We start from the raw sequence: 20,255 nt of genomic DNA, 5'->3' as shown, positions 1-20,255 counted from the left end.
CACCTCATGAATTCCATACGTAGCCACTATGAGCTAACGTAATATGGCCACTGAAAATTTGTTTTGCTTCTGTTACTAAATCAGATGGGTTTCCTATATGCGGTAAGTGCGTTAATAAAAGTTCTTTTACATTCGCATCTTTCGCAATACTTGCCACTTCTGTACTATTCATATGCCCTGCTTTTGCAGCCTCTTGATGTGCATACATATTACACTCACAAATGAAAAGATCCGCATCTTTTGTGAATGGAATAAATTCAGGAATATAACTGGAATCTGCGCTATATACTACAGCGTTACTACCAGCTGTAATACGCATCGCAAAGCATGTAACAGGATGAACAGTTTTTAAGAATGAAATAGAAAACGGTCCAACTTGAAGTGTTTCTTCTGGGTTGTACGCGATTCCTTTCGTATGCGGTGCATGCGTTAAAGAATGGAATCCATTCTCGTCAAACGTATGACCGTATATTGGCAATTCCGGTAGTTGTCCCTTTGTCGCACTTGTAATTAATCTCGCATATTGCAATACCCCAATGTCTGCAACATGATCGTGGTGGTAATGCGAAAGCACAACTGCATCTATATCAGATGGTGTTATATATTTTTGAAGCTGTGCTAGTACACCACTACCACAGTCTACAAGTAAACGAAAACCATCGTGTTCAAACAAATACCCCGACGTTGCTTCTCCCGCTTCTGGAAAGCCGCCCCAAAAGCCGACAACAGTCATTTTCATATGTATCCATCCTTTCTAAAACCGAGTAGGAATGCAGTTTTTCTCCGTACTTGAGAAAGTTTTTTACTTACATCCTACATTGTTAACTATAATCCATTTCCTAAACTTTTTCATTAATTTTCAATTTGTTATAAAACAGTTGTTGACTTTTATTTTTTGTACTAATACAATGATAGTAAGAAATGGAAATGGAGGGATTGACATGATCGATCAACCAATGGAGTTTTTCAGAAATTTACCGACGAAAACTTGTGCGCACTGCGGGAAAGAAATTGATGAGCAGCACGAAGCATACCATAACAAATGTGATGACTGCGTTCACGAAGAGTAGTAGTTTGTGAACAGAAAAAAAACCTAGCAGACATAGTCTACTAGGCTAATAACATCGTATCCTTCATCGTTGAACCTTTCACCAAGAGCTCCAGTTCAAACTCATACAATTCTTTTTTACGATAATTTTTCGTATGGATTTTATCCATCATCAGGTCGACAACTTTTCGAGCCATTTCATCAATTGGCTGTTCAATTGTCGTAATACCTGGCTCAGTAATCTGCGATAAAATTTGATTATCAAAACCGATAACAGCGAGATCCTCTGGAATACTCCAGTTATGGCGCTTCGCCTCTGAGATAATTCCAGCTGCAACCTCGTCGCCTCCTGCCAAAATCGCGGTAGGATTTTTTTTGTCCTTTAATACTTCATGGAATATTCGCTTCCCATCATCCCAAGAGAAAGCGTTTTCAAGAAAATCAATCGCTTCTACTTGGCGGCTCTTCTCAGTTATTGCACGTAAAAAGCCCATTTTCCGCTGTTGGCTAACAACTTTGGTTTCGTTACCACGGCAAAAAATAAGATTACGATATCCTTGTTCTAATACATGATTGGCAGCTATGTATGCTCCTTGTGCATGATCAAATTTCACTGTTGGAACATTTGCTTCCTCAATATATTCATTACATAACACGATTGGACCGTGCTGTAAGTACGGCTCTACATCTTCCCACGGATTTTCTAGTGAACATAGAATAATCCCATCTACTTGTTTCGTAGATAATAATTGTAAATACTCCATCTCTTTTTCTGGTAAATATCTTGTTTGACAAATAATCAGTTTATATTTATGCTCAGAAGCAGCAATCTCGATTGCTTCAATAAATCTACTAAAAAAAGGATTTGTAATCCTTGGAACAAGCACCGCAATTGTTTCTGTTTTTTGTTTACGAAGCCTTCTCGCCGCAGAATTAGGAACGAAGCCTAAATGCTTCATTGCTAATTGAACCCTTTTTTTCTTCTCATCTGAAACATATGGATGATTATTGATCACCCTAGAAACCGTTGTCCTTGATAACCCCGCTAATTTCGCCACGTCCTCGATAGTCGACACGAAATTCTCCCCCTTTGCATGAAAACGTTTTCTTATAATGATTATATAGTATATTATTGGAAACTGCAATATAGGTTGTTATGATTTTACTATATTAATATTATACATAGGGAAAAGTCTGTTAATAGTAGGGGAAAATGTATTACTTTTAGAAATTTACAGTGATCATATTTATAAAAATAAAGGATGATATTTCATGAATCGAACGGATCGTTTATTAGCGATATTAATTGAATTACAAAGAAAACAAACTGTTACAGCACAGAGTTTAGCTGGAAAATTTGAGACAAGTATAAGAACTATTTATCGAGATATGGATGCACTTAGTGAATCTGGTGTCCCAATTTTTGCAATGCCCGGCCACGGCTACTCATTAATGGATGGATATTTCTTACCACCCATTCAGCTTACCCCTGAAGAGGCTGTTACCCTTTTATTAGGCGGTGATTATATCGAGAAAACTTTCACTTCTTCTTTTTCTGCACATGCACAATCGGCAAAAGAGAAACTTGAGGTTATCCTCCCTACTGATCAAAAAAAGAAAGTTGAGGGGTTACGAGGTACTTTCCGTTTCCTTTCTCCTATATTTTCAAACCAGCCAGCCGAGCAAGAAAAACTAGAGAACCAACTTTTCTTGCTACAAGAAGCAATTCAAAACGAGCAAGCTATCTCTTTTTCTTATCGTAAGCCAAGAGAAACCACAAAAATAGAGCGGACTGTTCATCCTTACGGTTTAGTCAATATTTCAGGAATTTGGTACATCGTTGCTCATTGCTTACTTCGGAAACAAATACGTAATTTTCGTTTAGACCGTATGGATACATTACAGCAAAAACAAGAATTTTTTACAAAACCGAAAGACTTTTCTTTACAAGACTATCAACCTGAAAACAATCGTATTGTTACGATTCATTTATTGTTTCCATCTCATATTGCACATAAAATTATTGAATCCCGATACTTTTTTATAGATTCATACGAGCATAAAGATAATGGTTTCCATGTCTTTTTGAAATCAAGAAACATAGACGAAGTATTTCAGTGGGTATTAAGCTTTGGGAGCCAAGTGCAAGTACTTGAGCCAAAAATTCTTTCTGAGAAAATCCGTGATGAAGCAAAAAAAATGTTAAAACTTTAATTTTTATATTTCACTACTGACATAATGTTGTCAGCATTACTTCTTTATAGTAGGTAGTAACAAATACATTTTCATAAAAAGGAGTTAGTGATATGAAGAATTTTGAAGAGTTAGCAACGTACTACATAGGGGAATTAGAAAAGTACTCTATAGAACAATTTAGGATGAAGCCTTCTAGTGAGGAATGGTCTCTCGGTCAAATGTATAATCATCTAATTGCTTCCACATACATGCAATTAGATGCAATCACAAAATGTAAAGGCGAAACACCATCAGTAACTAACAAAAAAACGGATATGGGTGAAAAAGTATATAAACTTGGTGCTTTCCCAGACATACAAATCAAAGTACCAAATCATCCTGGATATACGCCAGAAAATCCAATTAACAAAGAAGAAGTACAAGAGCGTTTTCTGAAATTAATTACTGTTGTTAAAGACATTGAACCAACAATTACTTCTATTCGAAGTGCTTGTAAAGTCGAACACCCTGGGCTTGGTTACTTAAATGCGGCAGAATGGTTTCAGCTCATTTCTATGCATTTTGCACATCATCTTCGTCAGAAAGAAAGATTGGAAACAAAAGTTTTATAATTCTACTTCCCACATATCCTTACAGTTTAGATATTTCCTGCATAAATCCAGCCATGCTCGCTAATAAACTAGTGAAAACGAAAAGTGCAAGAATAAGAGGAATAAGTAATAACTAACTGTAAAGATGAAAAAAACACCTTCACAGGTGTTTTTTTCATCATAGAAATATCTTAAAATAGATATCTATTGTCATTTATTCAATTAAAAATCTTTGTTACATCATAACGCCATCATTTTTGAATGAATACCATTTTCCATTAATGAAATGTTTGCCCACTGCCATTGCACCATTGGATTGTAAATAGTACCATTTTCCATCTTTTTGTAACCAATTTGTTTTCATCGTTCCATCTTCATTCAAGTAGTACCATGTGCCATTCACTTGTACCCAACCAGTTGTCATTGGGCCATCATAAAAGTAATACCACTTGCCATTGTAGTTTAACCAACCTTCATGATTCGCTCCACTTTTCTCATCAAAGTAATACCAGTCACCATCCACTATTTTCCATCCAGTCACCATAGATCCATCTGGATTAAAATACCATGAAGTGCCGCCTTCAGCTAGTTTCCCTGTACGCATAGCACCACTGTCATCGAAAAAGTAGCGCTTTCCTCCTTCATCTAACCAACAGTCTTTCCATCCATTTTCTGAACTTTTCATCGTGCCATTTGAGTTCAGATAATACCATTTTCCATTATCTTTTACCCAGCCTATTTTCATTGTGCCGTCTGTATTCATGTAGTACCATTTTCCATTATCTTGTACCCAACCTGTTTGCATCTTAGCACCCGCTAAATAATACCAACTTCCTTGGTAGTTTAGCCAACCATTATAAGCAGCTCCATCACCAAAGTAATGCCACTGATTATTAATTAAATTCCACCCTGTTGCCATCGACCCATCTGCAAGGAAATAGTTTCCATTAGGATATCCACCTATCCAATTGTTTTTCCACATTTTCCCGTCATCTGGGATCAAATGATAGGTTTTACCGTTATCTTTAAGAGTACCATAATGTAGACTTCCACCTTGTTGAACGTAATACCAATCTCCTTCGTACTGAACCCAACCTTTATTTGAATACATGGCACCATCTGTTCCTAATAAATAGCCTGTACCTTCATCTCGAATATATCCTTTTTTCATTTTTCCATTACCATCAAAATAATACCATTTTCCACCATCTTGTAACCAGCCTGTTTTCTTCATACCTTTTTGGTCATAGAAATACCATGTATCCCCTACTTTTACCCAACCACTTTGCTGAATTGTCTGCTCTGCTTTTGCAGTAGTCTGTTTCACATTATCTTGTTTTTCAGCATGTGATACTGCCGGAACTATAACCATAGCAGACATTAAAACTGGTAAAATAACTTTCTTCATTTTCCATATCCCCCAAATAATGAATAATTTTTGTTTTTATTTCCACAAACAGTATTATATTACGCTATTTAGATATAATCAATAGTTTTTGTAATATAATCGTAATATTTTTAAATGAAACGAAACAAAAGTATAGTTAAAGTCATTAAATTCACTTATACGTTACAATATAGGTAATATTACACATCTATCAACTTAAAATATTACTTTTTCTAAAACGAAAAGGATGAGCCGAATTTTCAGTACTAACTGTAAAAACGTGAATTTTTCATTATGGAGTGATCTATTTTCTTAGGTTGATGAGTATTTGGCAAGCCCCCATAAATAAATGTTTTTGTGGGATTACGTCTTCATAAAGAAAAGACACTCTTATAAGAGTGTCTTTTCCATAGTTTTTTAGCAAAAGCAAGCAGCTCCAACGATGATTAATAAAATAAACAATATAACTAATAAAGCAAATTCACCGCAACTACTACCAAAGCCCATAATAGTTCCTTCTTTAGATAAGAGAGGCAAACTAGGAATTACTCATTACATTTATAACTCCTCCCACTTCGTCCAAACTTCTCTCCCATTTATATGGTACATATTATCCTCTCGATCCATAAACCCATGCACGATAAATTCTCTTCTAATCGTACAAAAATCATCATGATATTGTTTTATGAACACATTTATTTCTTTCTCTGTATATTGATTTTCAACGTTTAACTTGCTAATCAAATGTTCTAATAACACTAACTTTTTCGATAAAGAGAATCGATTTTAAACGATTCTCTTTATCGAAAAAGTTACGAATGTTCGTATCCCTAAATTTCATTTCGCTTTCGTTCATTTTGTTATCCTCCATCAGCTTTTAAATAGTGAAACTTTACTGTTTTTCTTTACCGTTTTTCTTTATTCTTTCACTTAAAAAATCAATAAAGTAATATCCACTAATTAAAATGTAATACGTTACAATCATTCCCAATATATCCTTCATGCTCGTATGTTCTTTTTTGTGAAATAAAATCGGATATAGTGTATAAACCAAGAAGGTGATTAGTGGATATATTATAAAATAGAAGCGAGATTTTTGTTTCATCATATCAACTCCCCTATTCTAGTTTTCTCTGTAAATTGCTGTAAGTCCTTTTCTTTCGTTTAGACTGCAATTAGAAGTTAAAGATTATCCTTGTTCCAAAGAAAATACGGATGAACTGCAACTACAGCAAGATGTACAAGCCATTGAAGAATTGAAAAACCTTCTTAAAAAACCTGAATTAACGGAAGAAAAAAGAGCTCAATATTTATTTTCAATTATCACTTTAACTCCTTATGCACAATTGCATGAAATACTTCCCCTCTTGGACGAATCGGATATGTGGATACAAGAGAGAGCGGCTGAAATTATAGGTTTCCATAGATACGTGCCAGCTAGCGAAAAACTAAATTGGGTTAAAGAGCACGGACAACATAACGGGAAAATGGCAGCTGAATTAGCATTAAAAAGAAAAAGAATAAAAATGGAATGAAAGAACGAAAAGAAAAATGCTCTAGTAACAACAATCTTTATGAACAGATCCAATAAAAAGAGCCTGTATCGATAATCACTGAGTAATTATTGATACAGGCTTTTCATTCCAATGTTTCGTTATTATAAATATTTACCTACAAGGTGCTTTTTTTAAACTTCAATCGATTGATTTTCAACAACATTTCTAAATTGTCGTTTGTGCATCCAAGTTAAGGAAGCGATTGTTCCAAGTGATAATACGACGATAAAGATCATGAGTATTCCTATGTTTTGCCACATGAAGTTAAAGTCTCCGCTTGATACGACTGCTTTCAATCCTGATACAGAGTATGTCATCGGTAACCACGTATTAAATGGTTGTAAAAACTTCGGAATCAATTCTAGTGGGAATGTTCCAGCACTTGTTGTAAGCTGAATAATTAATGTGATGATGGCAATAAATCGCCCTGCATCACCGAATGCTGTTACTAAACATTGAATTAATGCGATAAATGCTAAACTTGTAACGATGCTAAAGAGTATGAAGTATGGAATGCTTTGCACTTCTACACCTAATCCGAACAGTAATATAACATCTGCTACTATCGCTTGAATAATACCGACTGATAGTAGTACGCCGAACTTACTAATAAACCAGCTAAATCCTGATTTTGGAACTCCTACTGTATCGCGTAATGGGTATACGATAGATAATAGTAATGCCCCAACGAATAAACCGAGTGATAAGAAATACGGTGTAAATCCAGTTCCGTAGTTTGGAACTTCCGCTAGTTTCTCTGTCTTTACTTTTACAGGGTTTGCAAACATATCAAATGTTTTATTCGTCCCTTTCACTTCACCAGTTTTCTCTGCCCCTTCGCCAAGCTTTTCAGCAAGTTCACCTGAACCGTCGTTTACTTTTACGAGGCCATCTGTTACTTTTCCTGAGCCATCTGCTAGTTTATTTACGCCGTCGATTAGTTGGGTTGAGCCGGTTGACAATGTACTTAATCCTGTTGTCACTTGGTCAGAGCCATTTGCTAATTGATTTACTCCACCTGCCATTTGGTTTGCTCCTGCAGATAATGTATCTAAACCGCCTGTTACTTGGCTTGAGCCGTCTGCTAATTTCGTTACGCCTACAGATAATGTACCTAAACCGCCTGTTACTTGGCTTGAGCCATCTGCTAATTGATTTACTCCACCTGCCATTTGATTTGCTCCTGCAGATAATTGACCTAATCCAGCTGTCACTTTTCCTGATCCGCTTTGTAATTGCGTTACTCCATCAATTAATTGAACCGATCCATCTTTTAATTTATCAGCACCTATTTTTGCTTTATCTAATCCCTCACCAAATCCATGAAACTTACTAACAAATTCATTTTGTGCGTTCGTTAGTTTCTCAACACCACCTGCCAGAGTTTTCACCCCTGCTGGATTTGGTAATTTGTTTTGCAATCCATTTGTTGTTTGATGTATTTCGCCTGTTAATTGTTTTACTTCTTCATTTAATTTATTTGTTCCACCTGCTACTCCGGCAGCTTTTTGCTGAACTGTCACTGTACTTTTTACAGCAGTTGTTATGAATGGTTGTAACTGCTCTTGATACTCTTTCGGTAAACTTTCAATTTGCTTTTGTAAATTCGCTACCTCTTGCGCTGCATTTTTGGCATCTCCTGCTGTCGATTGTGTAAGTTCATTTAACTGATTTACATTCGCCCCAGCTCCATCTATTTTCTCATTTACTGTATTCAATATAGAAGGAACTTTCGACTGCATTTCCTCTAAGCCTGCAGCAGACTTTTGTACGTTACTATTTAAATCTTGCAATCCCTTTTGAATTTCTTGAGACCCTTTTTCTAATTGACTTTGCCCTTCAGCAAGTTTTCCCATACCATTTGATAGATCTGTTGTTCCTGTTTTTAATTCACCGGATTTACTTACTAATTTGTTCAAGCCACCGGTCACTTTCTCAGATCCATCATGCAATTCATCAATTCCTTTTTGCATTTCACCTGTTTTGCTATTTAACGTAATTAAACCGTCTGTTACTTTTCCAGATCCATCTACTAATTTTCCGATACCTGCATTGCTATTTAATACATGTAAACCATCTGTTACTTTTCCGGATCCATCTACTAATTTCCCGATACCTATTTGCATCTCACCTGTTTTGCCGTTTAACGTATTTAAACCTGCTGTTACTTTCCCAGATCCATCAAATAGTTTCCCTACTCCATCCTTCATCTCCCCAGACTTCCCTTGAAGTGTATGAAGGCCATCCGTCACTTTACTTGAACCATCATGCAGCTCACTTGATCCGTCGTGTAGTTTACTTGCACCTTCCGCTCCATCTGCTAATCCTTTTGAGACGTCCTGAATAGAATCAAACATTTTCTCTGCATATGTTTTCGTTAACGTACTTGCTACTTCACCTTTAATTTTTTCAATGGCTGTTCCACCAATTTGTGAAGATAAGAAGTTTAAGCTTTCGTTTGGAATGTATTCTAAGTTTAATGGTTTCGGATCATCTTTTAATAACGTTGTAGCGTTACTTGAGAAGTCATCAGGAATGCGTACTAACATGTAATATTTTCTGCCTTCCATTCCTTTTTCCGCTTCTTTTTCACTTACAAATTCCCATTTAAAACTTGTATTATCTTTTAAGTTATCTACGAGCCCTTTTCCGACCTCAATTGGTTTTCCATCAAATACTGCACCTTTATCTAAATTGACTACCGCAACTGGTAAATCATCTAACTGTTCATACGGATCCCAAAAGGCCCATAAAAACATACCCGCATATAATATCGGCACAAATAGAACCGCGATAATTGGAATTAATATTTTTTTGCTTTTCATAATTTCAGTAAACTCTTTACGAAGTAACTGATTCCATTTCATCATTTCTCCCCCTTTATCAAAATGACTAAAATGTTCATTTAGTCATTTTCACCCAAACAAAAAGGCTATACTTATTCATACATATGCCTTATCCCCGAATTTATACTATGCAACTGTTCCTTACTATGAAGTGAATATTTATATTATCCCTCCTAAAATAAATATATGACTATTTTGTTCAATTGGTCATTTTTTATAATAATAAAAGGATTATCTTAGTTTGACAATCCTTTTAATAAATAAAGTTCAAATAATTCTGCAATTTTTTCTTTTTCTAGCGGTTCATGATTTTTTTCCCAATCAAAAATGAGCGATACGTATAGGCGAAGCATAATAAATGCTGTAATTTCTGGGTCACATTTGCTAATTTCACCTTTTTCAATCGCAATCTTTAAATACGATTGAATGACAGAAACGATTTCCACATCTACTTGTTGCATCACTTCTTGTACTTCTTTCGTTCCCATATCGCGCTCTTCTTGAATTAACTTAATCATGAGCTGATGTTCTTTTCTAAATTCTAAGATGCTATATAATGCTTTATGTACATTTTCAAAAAATGAAACATCTGAACGAATTGCGTTTTCTGCAACTTGCTTCATTTCTGTAATTAAATTAGAAATAATTTCGCCAAATAGCTCTTCTTTATTTTTGAAAAAAGTATAAATCGTTCCTTTTCCTACATTCGCTAATTTCGCTACTTGATCCATCGTTGTTGCTTTATAACCGAACGCTGAAAAAGACTTTGTTGCAGCTTCAATAATAGAACGTTTTCGATCTATCGCCACATCGTCACCTCCAAAAATGACCAATTGGATAATATAGTCAATCAGTACATATTTGATATTACCACACGCTCACATTCTATACAAGTTCTCTTTTTTAATTATTCCCATCACAAAAAATTCCAGTCAAGTTATATCATACTGTCCATAGTGTATCAAAAAGTATACTTGTATGGAAAGCTAGAATATATTCATAATAATTGCTGGCTAAATCACACTAGAAATCTAATTAAATAGACAGTGTTCTTAAAACCAAAAGTTTAAGAACACTGTCTATTATTTTGACATAGAAAGTAATATTTTCTCCATTTCTTTCTTAGTTAACTCATCGTCGATTATCTCTTCGTATATTTTTTTATCTCTTGTAAAAATATCATTCACTATGACAATTTGATACTCACTATTCTTTCCTTGTGCTGGTACAAACATTTTAAGGCCTCTTAACTTCCCCTCTCCATGAGAAGATTTATTATATACCATTCCTTTCCCATCTAAACTATAACTTTCTAGATTCTCTTCTCCGGGCATCATGTAGTGTAGTGGATCCTTATTACCACCTGCATACATTCTTGACTGATAAATTGTAAAACCATATTTTCCTTTTGTATATTCTGATTTAATAACTAATTCTACATCTCTTCCAAAATATGAGTCAGCCCATTCTCTCTTTAATTCATAACCTTCAGGTATATAAGTCGGCTGCTTAATTTGAAATGGTACATGATCTTTCGCTTCTTCTATAGTATATGTTAAAGATTTCTCCAGCTTATCTCCAAGCGGTTTTAATGTCTTCTCAATAGTAGCTAGTCTGTCTTGATCAGCTTTCTTCAAGCGTTCAGGTTTATATTCCTTTGTATCTCCATCATAATTCTCAGGCACATTTTTCTTAACCATTGCTTTTTTATGAATTTCTTGCGCTTCCTTAAATAATTGAACATACTGCTCAAATTCTTCTTTTGTAAAATTCTTTTCTGCCAAATACAAAAAATCTGTATTCTTTTTATATGACGTTATTGACATCCCCCATTCTCTACTTGCATTCTCCGGTGTACCTAATACTGTTTCTATCGCTTTTTCAAAAGCCGCTTTAGATTGCTTTTTTTCTACAACTTTTTCTTTCTGTCTTTCATCCCCCTCAGTTATCCTTGCATTTAATAAGAATCCGCCTGCTATAGCTGCTATAGCAATAACTCCAAGTAAAGAAAGACGATACGATTTCTTTTGGAACTTTTTAATCATAACGATTCTCCTTTTTAGTGTTCGTTTATTTCTACTTAAATTTGCTAGGCTTGGTGCTTGATAGGAATAGTGTTCTAGAAGGGTAATAATTGTATGACCGTATGCAATTTGCTCCTCTTTATCTATAAAAGTAAGCGCATATGCATCACAGGCTAATTCTTGATCTTCTCGCATACAGAAATAGGCGTACCAAAGAATTGGATTGAACCAATTTAATAGGAGTAGGCTATACATAATCCAATTTACAGCTACATCGTTTCTCTTAATATGAGCTAACTCATGATAAAAGACATATTGTAATTGTTGCTCATTTAATACTTTCATATGTTTTTTTGATAGTAATACTTTCGGACGAAAGAAACTAAAAACAGTTGGACTCGCAATCTTTCCTGCTAAACGTAATGAAACTGCCTTCTTCATTTTCATAGACTGCTTACAGCGATTAAACACTGTAACGACCTGTTCCTCCGTAATATCCGGTTGTTTCTTTATGTACGAATATAACCGCCTATTTGTAATAAACGTTATGACTGCTAATATGATTACCCCAGCTAACCAAACATACAAAACAATTTTGTATAAAGAAAATGTAGTCTGTTGCTCCGTACTCGTACTTACTTTCTGTTCGCTATTTTTTATCACCGTTTCAGCATTTGATTCTAATTCCACTGCATGATCACTTTCTATGTTCATCATACTCTCATTAGACGACGGCATATTTTTTGGAATAACTTCCGATACGCTAGAACTATAAGAAAGTAATGAATAAATGCTATAAGAGCTATCTGGCGACCATGGTAAAAGGAGTCTTATCATTAATACGATCCACAGCATATATTGCCACCGGGGCGTTAATTTATTTCTAAATAGAACTTTTATACATAAAATAAATCCAACTAATATGCTGGCCATAAGTGACGTTTCTATAAGCCAATCAAAAAAATGAGGAAGGTATACATTTATAAGCGTGTCTATCATTTTTATCAATCCTTCCTCTTATTCTCCTCTGTCTTCTCGTCTAAAATGCGTTTTAGTTCATTAATATCTTCTGAAGACAATTTTTCCTCTTTTAAGAAATTAACAAGTAATGGCTTAAACGCAGAGCCGCAAAAACGCTTTAGCAAAGATTTCGTTTCAACTTGCAAATAATTATCTTGTGATACTAACGGATAATAAGCATACATACGCCCTTTATCTTGATGGTACGAAACGGCTTCCTTTTGTACTAACCGATTAATTAATGTACGGATTGTTTTCGGTTTCCATTCCATTGCATCTTCTAATTCTTCTATAATTTCATTCGCTGTTTGTGGAGAATTAGACCAAAGTACTTTCATAATTTCTAATTCAGCTTCAGATATTTTAGGTAATTGATTTGTCATAGATATTTCACTCCTTCGTATTACATTTGTAATCTACAATTAAGATTACAAATGTAATACTTAATTGTCAACCATATTTTAGAAAATATACTTTCAGATAAACCTTACTTAACAACAACAAAATTCCTCTTTTTCAAATAATCAAATAAAAAAACAAGAAAATCTTTACAATTAATAGTAATATAGAAAATAGACAAGTTTATCAAAATAGTGGAGGCTTTTTCAGTCATGATGCGTGCGCTTCGTTTAAGTATAAAGCAAGCTTTTTGTAATCGTGTTTCTTTAATTATTATGTTTAGTGGATTAGCTCTTATCTCTATCTATCATTATTATTATGTAATTCGTTATATTGGAGACGGAACGGATGCGTTTGTAACAACGGCTTTTAAATGGATTGGATTTCGCGACAATGAAATGGATGTTTATTTATTATTAATGCCAGTTATTGCAAGTCTCCCCTTTAGTACAAGTTACAACTCAGATAAATCAGATGGTTTTAAGACATTTATAAGTAAAGAAATTTCGTTACTTCCTTATTCAGTAACGAAATATATTATTACATTTTTTTGCGGAGGACTTCTTTATACGTTTCCATTTATCTTATCATTATTATTTTGCAAATTAACCATTCCAAACGGAGCACCCGCAGCGGGTTCAGGTATTATAAATGACAACGGGATGTTCGCAAACTTATATTACGGCTCCCCCATCACTTATATTATTGTATATATCGGAATTAATTTTTTATTTGCAGGGTTAATGGCTCTTTTAGGACTTGCTGCATCTGCATGGTCACAAAAGGACTATATGGCGATTCTGTTTCCATTTGCAGTTACCTCCATTCCTTACGTCCTGCTCAATACGATATTCCCTACAATAGGCGGAGCACCTATTCATTTATATGATCCAAAGCAACCGTTACAGGGCATGTCATCGTATATATTAACGATACAATGTGCCTTCTTCTTCTTCTTCAGCCTATGCATGTATATAAAAGGCGTACAGCGTGATAGAAAAAGGTACAAAAGAAGATTGCAAAGAAGGGATCGGTGTAGAAAAGCCTTTCAAGCATAAAAACCTAATTTCCTCATGTCTTCTTGGAAATTAGGTTTTTTATTTACTATTCATTTAGGGCGTACCAGCCAATCCCCATAAAATAACAATAGCTACAAAATAAATCGCTTTAATAGCTACTACTAAACATAATAAAACAATTGCATATTTACTCAATTCTCTTCTTGCACCTATTAAAGTAAAAATCACTGCCAAGCTAAATGTTATATATGACGTTGTTGTATTTATTAAGTTATACGTAATATCTAAATTTTGCGTAAATCCTGTTACCTCAGCTATAAACTGAAGCATGGCGATACTACTAAAAAAGATTGCGATTTGATTCATTAATTTTCCATTTAGTTGTACCTGCATCGTTGCCCCCTCTTTTATAAACCTGAATATTCAATTAATTTTACCATGAATTTTACAAAAAAGAGTTTCTATATATAATCTTTTGCAATTAGTTACACTCTATTTTCCAAATAAAATGACCACCGCTACGGTTTGCTTAAGAAACCCTAAAATTCCCCACAGAAATCAAGCTCTAAATAGCTAGATGCCCACCTCAAAATTCAGTGAATACGAGGAGTCAGGTGGGAAATCAACTGCTCGTAAAAGCCCGATTGGTGAAGACTAATAATCGGAATAAAAGTGCACCTCCAATTGTTAGACCGTGTCTAACAATTGGAGGTGCACTTCATAATAATAGGTTTTTCTATAAAAAAACGAACAATACTTTACGGTATCCCTGCCAACATCCATAAAACTACAATAACAACTATATAAATTATTTGTATTCCTATCGCCGAACATAAAGAAATAATTGCATATTTACTTAATTCCTTTTTCATACCCAATATAGTAAAAATCACAGCTAAACCAAATGCTGTATAAGTAATGCTCTGTCTTATTGTACCTAAATAATGAATACCTAGTGATTGCGTAAGACCTGTTACATCAGCTACAAACTGAATCAATATAAAAACACTCAAAAAAATCGCTAGTTGATTCATTAATTTCCCATTTAGTTGGGCTACCATATATCTACACCTCCCTTTCTACAAAACAGAATATTCTATTAATTATATCGTCAGATTACAAAAAAAGGAATCTCCTCTTTGTAATTAAATGACGATGCAAAAACAAAAAAAGAACGCTTAGTTACCTAAGCGTTCTCTCACTTTAAGAAGCTTTCTTCAAATCAATTTGAGCAAGTACTGGGTCGTGGTCGCTTACACGTCCATGCTCTTTCATAATGTTTGAGTTTAAGTGTACTGGGTCTACAACTGTGTGCGGTGCGATGTTGTTCGTTACTAAAATATGATCTAACACTTGTGCATTCCCTTCATGAATGTACGTGTAACGATTCTCTTTCGGCACAGTGTTTAGCATATCTTTTAAGATTGTTCCCTCTAATGCTTTTAGTGGTTTCGAGAACTCAAAATCGTTCATATCACCTAATACAACAACAGGTGCATTTGCATTCTTTTTCTGAATACCTTGTACGAAATAATTTACTTCTTGCGCTAATTGAATTCGTTTTTCTTCACTCTTTAATACGAGCGGCTGCACTTTTCCAAATGGCGTTGCATCTCCTAGTTTTGAGTTTAAGTGATTTGCAACGACAACAACGTTTTGTCCTTGGAATGTAAATTCTGCTGCTAACGGTTTTCGTGTACTATCAAATAATGCATTTTCGTCTCCAATACGAACTACATTTTTATCAAGTAACTTCGGTACTGTTGCTAATTTCACACGTGATGGGTTATAGAAGAAACCGACGCGAATGTTAGCTCCAGGCGCTCCCCCGTCTTGATTGTTGCTTGGCGCAATTTCTACATACTCATACTTCGGTCCGCGAATTTCTAGAACTGCATCAATGATACGTTTTGCGCTTAATGAAGCATCTGTTGTCCCATCATTAATTGATCCATTATTATCTTGCATTTCCTCTACACCGATAATATCTGGCATTTTTAAATTGTATTTAATAGAATACGCTAACTCTTTTACTTTTTCGTCCGTCGTTTCTTTTTTATTTGCTGAGAAGTTTTCAATGTTATATGTAGCAACTGTTAATTTATCAAGACGTGGCTGAATATTTGCCCCTACTCGCTTAAACCCACCGTCCACTACAGATGGTAATTCCGTCACTGGCGAAATACGGAACGAACCGTAATCATATCCTACTACCCCTGTTATATCTCCTGTGAAAGTATCTCCTACTTTTGCTACATAATCACGAGGTACTTTTACAGAAAGACGCTCTGGGTTTAATTGATTTTCATCTAAAAGAGGTGTACCATATTTCGTTACTACTTTATCCCCGCTATTTTTTACTGTTACATATAAATTTCCGTTTTTCTGAGGTGCAATAATTTTTGGTGTTGGCATCGTAACGCGCATACCTTCTATACTTTCATAAAAGTCGATTGCATCTTCATTTGGATCAAATAAACCGAATGCATCATTATCGATAATTTGATCAGGAATTTTCACACCGTTTTCTCCGAGTACAATGGGTGCTGGTAAAGGTTGATCTTTTGCGATTACAGCAACGCGACTCGCCTTAATTTCCGTCGTTGTTAAGTCTGTTTCAAACCTTTCTGCATATCCAGGCCCAACATATTCTTCTACTTCTCCATCAACTTGAATAAGGTCTCCAACTGCTACATTTGCATCTTTTTTGTATACGTACATACCTTCTGAAGTAGCTGGATCATTATCCGGCTGATTGTCTTCTATATAAAAACCATTTTTATCAAGCGCTGTTACAACGCCTTCCACATTGTATACGTTCTTCCCTTTGTAAGGAGAAATATGTGATTTCCCTTGAATATCATGAATACGAACTGGTTCATTATTTACGATAATAAATGAAAATGTAGAAATCGCCGAAGAAGTAAGTCCTTCTTTCTCTGCGATTGCTTTCACTACACTATTTTCATTCACTACAATTCGTCCGTTATAGCGAACACTTTTATTTGTAGGATTAGAACCATCTAACGTATAGTAAATTGTTGCTCCTTCTGTATTCGTTGTTAATGTTACCGCTGTTCCTTTCGCAACTTCCCCGCCCCCAGGTGAAGCCACTACATCGCTAACACGGTTTTGTTCTTCCCCTTGAAACTTATGAGCTGTTACTGATTTTAAACCCGGACTACTAAAATATAATTCAAGCGTCCCTGTTAAGCTAACTTTCTTCCCAATATTTTCAGGATGATCTTTCACATTCACTGCCGATCTCACATCGCCTTTTGGCAACTGAACAGGCATGATTTTATCTGGATTTGTTTCGTTTGGTGAATCGGCAATTGCCACATTTGTGTCGTCAAACTTAGCCGGATCCTTCGTGTACTTAGAAGGACTTTGCGTATATCCGACAATATATCCTTCCACTATCCCCTTCGTTTTCCCTTGCTGCTTGAATACTTGAATTGCTTTTTCTACCGACATAGAAGTAGTTTCTTCTGCTTGTGCTAAAGTTCCAGTAAATGATAGTAATAGTAATAATGATAAAAAGACACTTAACAATTTCTTCACAGCTATTTTCCTCTCCCTATTTCATATTTTCTCAGCATATCTATCATAACAAATGATTCGTTATATAGAACTATATTTCGACAAGTTTTACAAAAAATTAATCTCAGCTATACGTTTAAAACAAAAATTACTTATGCTAAAAACAGATGGAATATGTAAGGTACAAACTTCTATTTTCCAATAAAAAACTACCACTTCATTAGGAAGTGGTAGTTTTTTATACATTCAAAGCATCTCGTTCACATTCTACTATTTTTTCAATATGTGATAACACACGTTGCGCTACCAACTCACCTTGCCCAATACAGTCCGGCAGACCAGAACCAGCGTAAGAACTTCCAGCTAAGTACACACCTGGCAATTCTTTCTCCATAAATGTTGTAAGCTTTTTCATTCGCTCGTTATGACCTACTGTATATTGAGGCATCGCTTCTTTCCAGCGGCTTACGATTGCAAACTCCGGGTCCTCTATAATATCCATCGTCTTTCGTAAGTCTTCTAGTACGAGCTGAACGAGTTCCTCTTCGGTTTGTTCTACAATCGCTTCATCACCAGGGCGTCCAACGTAACAGCGAAGAAGTACCTTACCTTCTGGCGTTGTATGCGGCCATTTTTTATGTGTCCACGTACATGCTGTAATGGAGAAGTCACTATTTCGTGATACGACAAATCCCGTTCCATCAATATCGCGCTGAATGGCTGATTTCGGAAAAGCAAGTGCTACATTCGCAACTGATGTGGACGGAATGTTGCGAAAGAAACGAAATTGTTTATACTGCGCAAACATAGAAGGCAATACTTTATGTGAGCTTGCCACTACGATGGCGTCCGCTTCTATTTCTTTTCCGTTACTAAGAGTAATCGTGTAACCATCCCCCAGTTTTGCAACTTTTTCAATGCGAGTTCCCTTTATTATCGTACCTTCATGCATCTTCACTTCGAGAGATTCTACTATAGATTCTAAACCTGTTTTCACCGTTTGGAAGATTCCCTTTTTCGGTTCAGCTTTCTCTTCTTTCGGAGCGAGCGTACGCATACCGAGTGAAATACTACGATGTTTCTGCTCAATTTGATACATTTGCGGGAAGGTCGACATTAAGCTCATTTCATCAATATCCCCTGCATAAATACCCGATAGTAATGGTTCTATTAAGTTTTCAACCACTTCGTTTCCGAGGCGATGTCTGAAAAACTGCCCGAGTGATTGGTCAGATACTGGTTTTGATCTAGGCATTAACAGATCAAAACCAGCTCTTAATTTACCAATTGGGGAGAACAACCCGGAAAATAGAAACGGCGTAATTTGCGTTGGAATTCCCATCATTGATCCACTCGGCATTTTATGTAACCGATTGTTTACGAGAATAAATGATTGACCGGCCTTATTATTTACAAGTTCATCGCCAAGACCTAATTCTCTCACCAATCTAGACGCACTTTCTTTTCGTGCTAAAAAAGAATCCGGTCCGCGTTCAATTGTAAATCCATCTTTTCGAACGGTTTGAATTTTCCCGCCAAGTTTACCCGACGCTTCTACAAGTAATGTATCTATCGGCAAGTCCTTCTCACGAATGTCTTTTTGTAAGTGATACATAGCTGTTAATCCTGTGATACCACCGCCGATGATCACAACTTTTTTCCTCAAGCAGGCTCCCCCTTTCTTCTTACAATACAGATTCTTTTTTCTTTAATACAACATCCGTTAAGCAATCAATGAATGCATCCGATGCGTTTGGCATTTCTGGACGATAATATTTCGCGCCAATTTCATCAGTCACCACTTTACACTCAAAGTCATTATCATATAAAACTTCTAAATGTTCCGCAACAAATCCAACTGGTGCATAAACAAATGAAGTATAACCGTACTTTTCATTTAATTCTCTCGTTAAATCTTGTACATCCGGACCGATCCAAGGATCTGGCGTGTTTCCTGCACTTTGCCATCCTACTGCATAGTTTGCTACTTCAGCGCCCCTTGCAATATAATCAGCTGTTTCATTTAATTGATCTGGATATGGATCGCCGAGTGCGATAATTTTCTCTGGTAAGCTGTGAGCAGATACGATTAATACTGCTTTTTCACGTTCTGCTTCTGACATACCGTTATATATACCTTTCACTGCATCGACCCAATACTGGATAAACTTCGGTTCTTTATACCAGCTATCAATGCCATGAATTGTTAAGTTTCCAAGTTTCTCAGCTTCTTCCTGCGCTCGTCCAACATATGATTTCACGCTAAATGTAGAATAGTGAGGCGCAAGAACAAGTGCGATTGCATCCTCTATTCCATCGGTATGCATAGCTTGTACCGCATCTTCAATAAACGGTTCAATATGTTTTAAACCAAGATACATGTGGTACTCTACTTCATCTTGTATTTCATTTAAACGCATTTCTAAATTTTTAGCTTGCTCTAATGTAATAGTAGCTAAAGGAGAAATACCACCAATTGCACGGTAACGCTCTGTTAAATCTTCTAGCATTTCAGGACTTGGCTTTCTTCCTCTGCGAATATGTGTATAGTAACGTTCAATATCTTCTTCTTTATATGGCGTTCCGTATGCCATTACAAGCAAACCAATTTTCTTTTTCATACAGCC

Annotated in this window: 18 protein-coding genes and 3 pseudogenes; 5 read left to right on the top strand and 16 right to left on the bottom strand. The window is 35.6% G+C overall.

Translation table 11 applies throughout. The features are described from left to right. Nucleotides 1-4: 4 nt before the first annotated feature. A complete protein-coding gene (locus ACS2MN_RS06820) occupies nt 5-739 on the bottom strand; it encodes an MBL fold metallo-hydrolase (RefSeq protein WP_000784652.1) in 735 nt (244 codons plus the stop codon). 202 nt (nt 740-941) lie between these two features. Between ACS2MN_RS06820 and yhfH the strand changes: the two genes are divergently transcribed. Then, nucleotides 942-1,070, top strand: a complete 129-nt coding sequence (gene yhfH / locus ACS2MN_RS06815; RefSeq protein WP_000567010.1) for a protein YhfH — start codon at nt 942-944, stop codon at nt 1,068-1,070. A gap of 40 nt (nt 1,071-1,110) precedes the next feature. Here the strand turns inward: yhfH and ACS2MN_RS06810 are convergent, their stop codons facing one another. Continuing rightward, nucleotides 1,111-2,124 carry a LacI family DNA-binding transcriptional regulator gene (locus tag ACS2MN_RS06810; RefSeq protein WP_000103728.1) on the bottom strand — a complete coding sequence of 338 codons (1,014 nt, stop codon included), beginning with the start codon at nt 2,122-2,124 and terminating at the stop codon, nt 1,111-1,113. Between the two features lie 196 nt (nt 2,125-2,320). Here ACS2MN_RS06810 and ACS2MN_RS06805 point away from each other — a divergent pair, with 196 nt between their 5' ends. Both ACS2MN_RS06805 and ACS2MN_RS06800 read left to right on the top strand, forming a co-directional pair. Further along, on the top strand, nt 2,321-3,262 hold the full coding sequence (locus ACS2MN_RS06805; protein WP_438894673.1) for a helix-turn-helix transcriptional regulator: 942 nt from the start codon (nt 2,321-2,323) through the stop codon (nt 3,260-3,262). Between the two features lie 92 nt (nt 3,263-3,354). Continuing rightward, nucleotides 3,355-3,855 (top strand): DinB family protein, encoded by a 501-nt coding sequence (locus ACS2MN_RS06800; protein ID WP_000787586.1) that lies wholly within the window; start codon nt 3,355-3,357, stop codon nt 3,853-3,855. Nucleotides 3,856-3,874: 19 nt separating this feature from the next. Here ACS2MN_RS06800 and ACS2MN_RS06795 read toward each other — a convergent pair. The 5 genes and pseudogenes from ACS2MN_RS06795 to ACS2MN_RS06775 all read right to left on the bottom strand — a co-directional run. Continuing rightward, a pseudogene (locus tag ACS2MN_RS06795) lies at nt 3,875-3,961 on the bottom strand (YIP1 family protein); the annotation flags it as partial. 108 nt (nt 3,962-4,069) lie between these two features. Next, nucleotides 4,070-5,242 (bottom strand): glucan-binding protein, encoded by a 1,173-nt coding sequence (locus ACS2MN_RS06790; RefSeq protein ID WP_346994084.1) that lies wholly within the window; start codon nt 5,240-5,242, stop codon nt 4,070-4,072. Nucleotides 5,243-5,638: 396 nt separating this feature from the next. After that, nucleotides 5,639-5,725 (bottom strand): annotated as a pseudogene (locus ACS2MN_RS06785) (YjcZ family sporulation protein); the annotation flags it as partial. Between the two features lie 54 nt (nt 5,726-5,779). Next, a pseudogene (locus ACS2MN_RS06780) lies at nt 5,780-6,077 on the bottom strand (DUF2087 domain-containing protein). A 36-nt stretch (nt 6,078-6,113) separates the two neighbouring features. Beyond that, nucleotides 6,114-6,329, bottom strand: coding sequence for a hypothetical protein (locus tag ACS2MN_RS06775; RefSeq protein ID WP_000977616.1), 216 nt, complete (start codon nt 6,327-6,329; stop codon nt 6,114-6,116). A gap of 274 nt (nt 6,330-6,603) precedes the next feature. Between ACS2MN_RS06775 and ACS2MN_RS06770 the strand changes: the two genes are divergently transcribed. Then, nucleotides 6,604-6,756 carry a LacI family transcriptional regulator gene (locus ACS2MN_RS06770; RefSeq protein ID WP_346994083.1) on the top strand — a complete coding sequence of 51 codons (153 nt, stop codon included), beginning with the start codon at nt 6,604-6,606 and terminating at the stop codon, nt 6,754-6,756. Between the two features lie 152 nt (nt 6,757-6,908). On the opposite strand, the gene ACS2MN_RS06765 is transcribed toward ACS2MN_RS06770, so the two are convergent. The 4 genes from ACS2MN_RS06765 to ACS2MN_RS06750 form a co-directional block, all read right to left on the bottom strand. Beyond that, a complete protein-coding gene (locus ACS2MN_RS06765) occupies nt 6,909-9,644 on the bottom strand; it encodes a YhgE/Pip domain-containing protein (RefSeq protein ID WP_346994082.1) in 2,736 nt (911 codons plus the stop codon). A 215-nt stretch (nt 9,645-9,859) separates the two neighbouring features. Then, on the bottom strand, nt 9,860-10,432 hold the full coding sequence (locus tag ACS2MN_RS06760) for a TetR/AcrR family transcriptional regulator (RefSeq protein ID WP_000963370.1): 573 nt from the start codon (nt 10,430-10,432) through the stop codon (nt 9,860-9,862). Between the two features lie 273 nt (nt 10,433-10,705). Continuing rightward, a complete protein-coding gene (locus ACS2MN_RS06755; protein WP_043321490.1) occupies nt 10,706-12,646 on the bottom strand; it encodes a M56 family metallopeptidase in 1,941 nt (646 codons plus the stop codon). Between the two features lie 5 nt (nt 12,647-12,651). After that, entirely contained in the window at nt 12,652-13,050 is a 399-nt protein-coding gene (locus ACS2MN_RS06750) for a BlaI/MecI/CopY family transcriptional regulator (RefSeq protein ID WP_346994081.1), read from the bottom strand. A 228-nt stretch (nt 13,051-13,278) separates the two neighbouring features. Here ACS2MN_RS06750 and ACS2MN_RS06745 point away from each other — a divergent pair, with 228 nt between their 5' ends. Next, nucleotides 13,279-14,124 (top strand): hypothetical protein, encoded by an 846-nt coding sequence (locus ACS2MN_RS06745; RefSeq protein ID WP_000984180.1) that lies wholly within the window; start codon nt 13,279-13,281, stop codon nt 14,122-14,124. 54 nt (nt 14,125-14,178) lie between these two features. Here ACS2MN_RS06745 and ACS2MN_RS06740 read toward each other — a convergent pair whose 3' ends face one another. The 5 genes from ACS2MN_RS06740 to hemH form a co-directional block, all read right to left on the bottom strand. Next, the gene (locus tag ACS2MN_RS06740; protein WP_001198068.1) at nt 14,179-14,478 is read right to left on the bottom strand and encodes a hypothetical protein; all 300 of its coding nucleotides are present in this window, start codon (nt 14,476-14,478) and stop codon (nt 14,179-14,181) included. A 365-nt stretch (nt 14,479-14,843) separates the two neighbouring features. After that, nucleotides 14,844-15,146, bottom strand: coding sequence for a hypothetical protein (locus ACS2MN_RS06735; protein ID WP_000226525.1), 303 nt, complete (start codon nt 15,144-15,146; stop codon nt 14,844-14,846). A gap of 142 nt (nt 15,147-15,288) precedes the next feature. Next, on the bottom strand, nt 15,289-17,655 hold the full coding sequence (locus ACS2MN_RS06730) for a DUF6359 domain-containing protein (RefSeq protein ID WP_346994147.1): 2,367 nt from the start codon (nt 17,653-17,655) through the stop codon (nt 15,289-15,291). 211 nt (nt 17,656-17,866) lie between these two features. Beyond that, on the bottom strand, nt 17,867-19,294 hold the full coding sequence (gene hemY, locus ACS2MN_RS06725; protein ID WP_001228059.1) for a protoporphyrinogen oxidase: 1,428 nt from the start codon (nt 19,292-19,294) through the stop codon (nt 17,867-17,869). A 19-nt stretch (nt 19,295-19,313) separates the two neighbouring features. After that, on the bottom strand, nt 19,314-20,249 hold the full coding sequence (gene hemH / locus ACS2MN_RS06720; RefSeq protein ID WP_087949049.1) for a ferrochelatase: 936 nt from the start codon (nt 20,247-20,249) through the stop codon (nt 19,314-19,316). Nucleotides 20,250-20,255: the final 6 nt, after the last annotated feature.

Origin of the sequence: Bacillus cereus group sp. BceL062, from assembly GCF_051780025.1 — a bacterium.
GTDB classification, from domain to species: Bacteria; Bacillota; Bacilli; order Bacillales; family Bacillaceae_G; genus Bacillus_A; species Bacillus_A toyonensis.
The sequence above is the reverse complement of the archived record's forward strand: the minus strand, read 5'-3'. Positions and strand labels throughout refer to the sequence as shown.

Excerpts from the sequence above, each read along its gene's own strand:
- ACS2MN_RS06820 (WP_000784652.1), bottom strand. The coding sequence starts at position 739 with ATGAAAATGACTGTTGTCGGCTTTTGGGGCGGCTTTCCAGAAGCGGGA.
- yhfH (WP_000567010.1), top strand. The coding sequence starts at position 942 with ATGATCGATCAACCAATGGAGTTTTTCAGAAATTTACCGACGAAAACT.
- ACS2MN_RS06805 (WP_438894673.1), top strand. The coding sequence starts at position 2,321 with ATGAATCGAACGGATCGTTTATTAGCGATATTAATTGAATTACAAAGA.
- ACS2MN_RS06800 (WP_000787586.1), top strand. The coding sequence starts at position 3,355 with ATGAAGAATTTTGAAGAGTTAGCAACGTACTACATAGGGGAATTAGAA.
- ACS2MN_RS06790 (WP_346994084.1), bottom strand. The coding sequence starts at position 5,242 with ATGAAGAAAGTTATTTTACCAGTTTTAATGTCTGCTATGGTTATAGTT.
- ACS2MN_RS06775 (WP_000977616.1), bottom strand. The coding sequence starts at position 6,329 with ATGATGAAACAAAAATCTCGCTTCTATTTTATAATATATCCACTAATC.
- ACS2MN_RS06770 (WP_346994083.1), top strand. The coding sequence starts at position 6,604 with ATGTGGATACAAGAGAGAGCGGCTGAAATTATAGGTTTCCATAGATAC.
- ACS2MN_RS06765 (WP_346994082.1), bottom strand. The coding sequence starts at position 9,644 with ATGAAATGGAATCAGTTACTTCGTAAAGAGTTTACTGAAATTATGAAA.
- ACS2MN_RS06755 (WP_043321490.1), bottom strand. The coding sequence starts at position 12,646 with ATGATAGACACGCTTATAAATGTATACCTTCCTCATTTTTTTGATTGG.
- ACS2MN_RS06750 (WP_346994081.1), bottom strand. The coding sequence starts at position 13,050 with ATGACAAATCAATTACCTAAAATATCTGAAGCTGAATTAGAAATTATG.
- ACS2MN_RS06745 (WP_000984180.1), top strand. The coding sequence starts at position 13,279 with ATGATGCGTGCGCTTCGTTTAAGTATAAAGCAAGCTTTTTGTAATCGT.
- ACS2MN_RS06740 (WP_001198068.1), bottom strand. The coding sequence starts at position 14,478 with ATGCAGGTACAACTAAATGGAAAATTAATGAATCAAATCGCAATCTTT.
- ACS2MN_RS06735 (WP_000226525.1), bottom strand. The coding sequence starts at position 15,146 with ATGGTAGCCCAACTAAATGGGAAATTAATGAATCAACTAGCGATTTTT.
- hemH (WP_087949049.1), bottom strand. The coding sequence starts at position 20,249 with ATGAAAAAGAAAATTGGTTTGCTTGTAATGGCATACGGAACGCCATAT.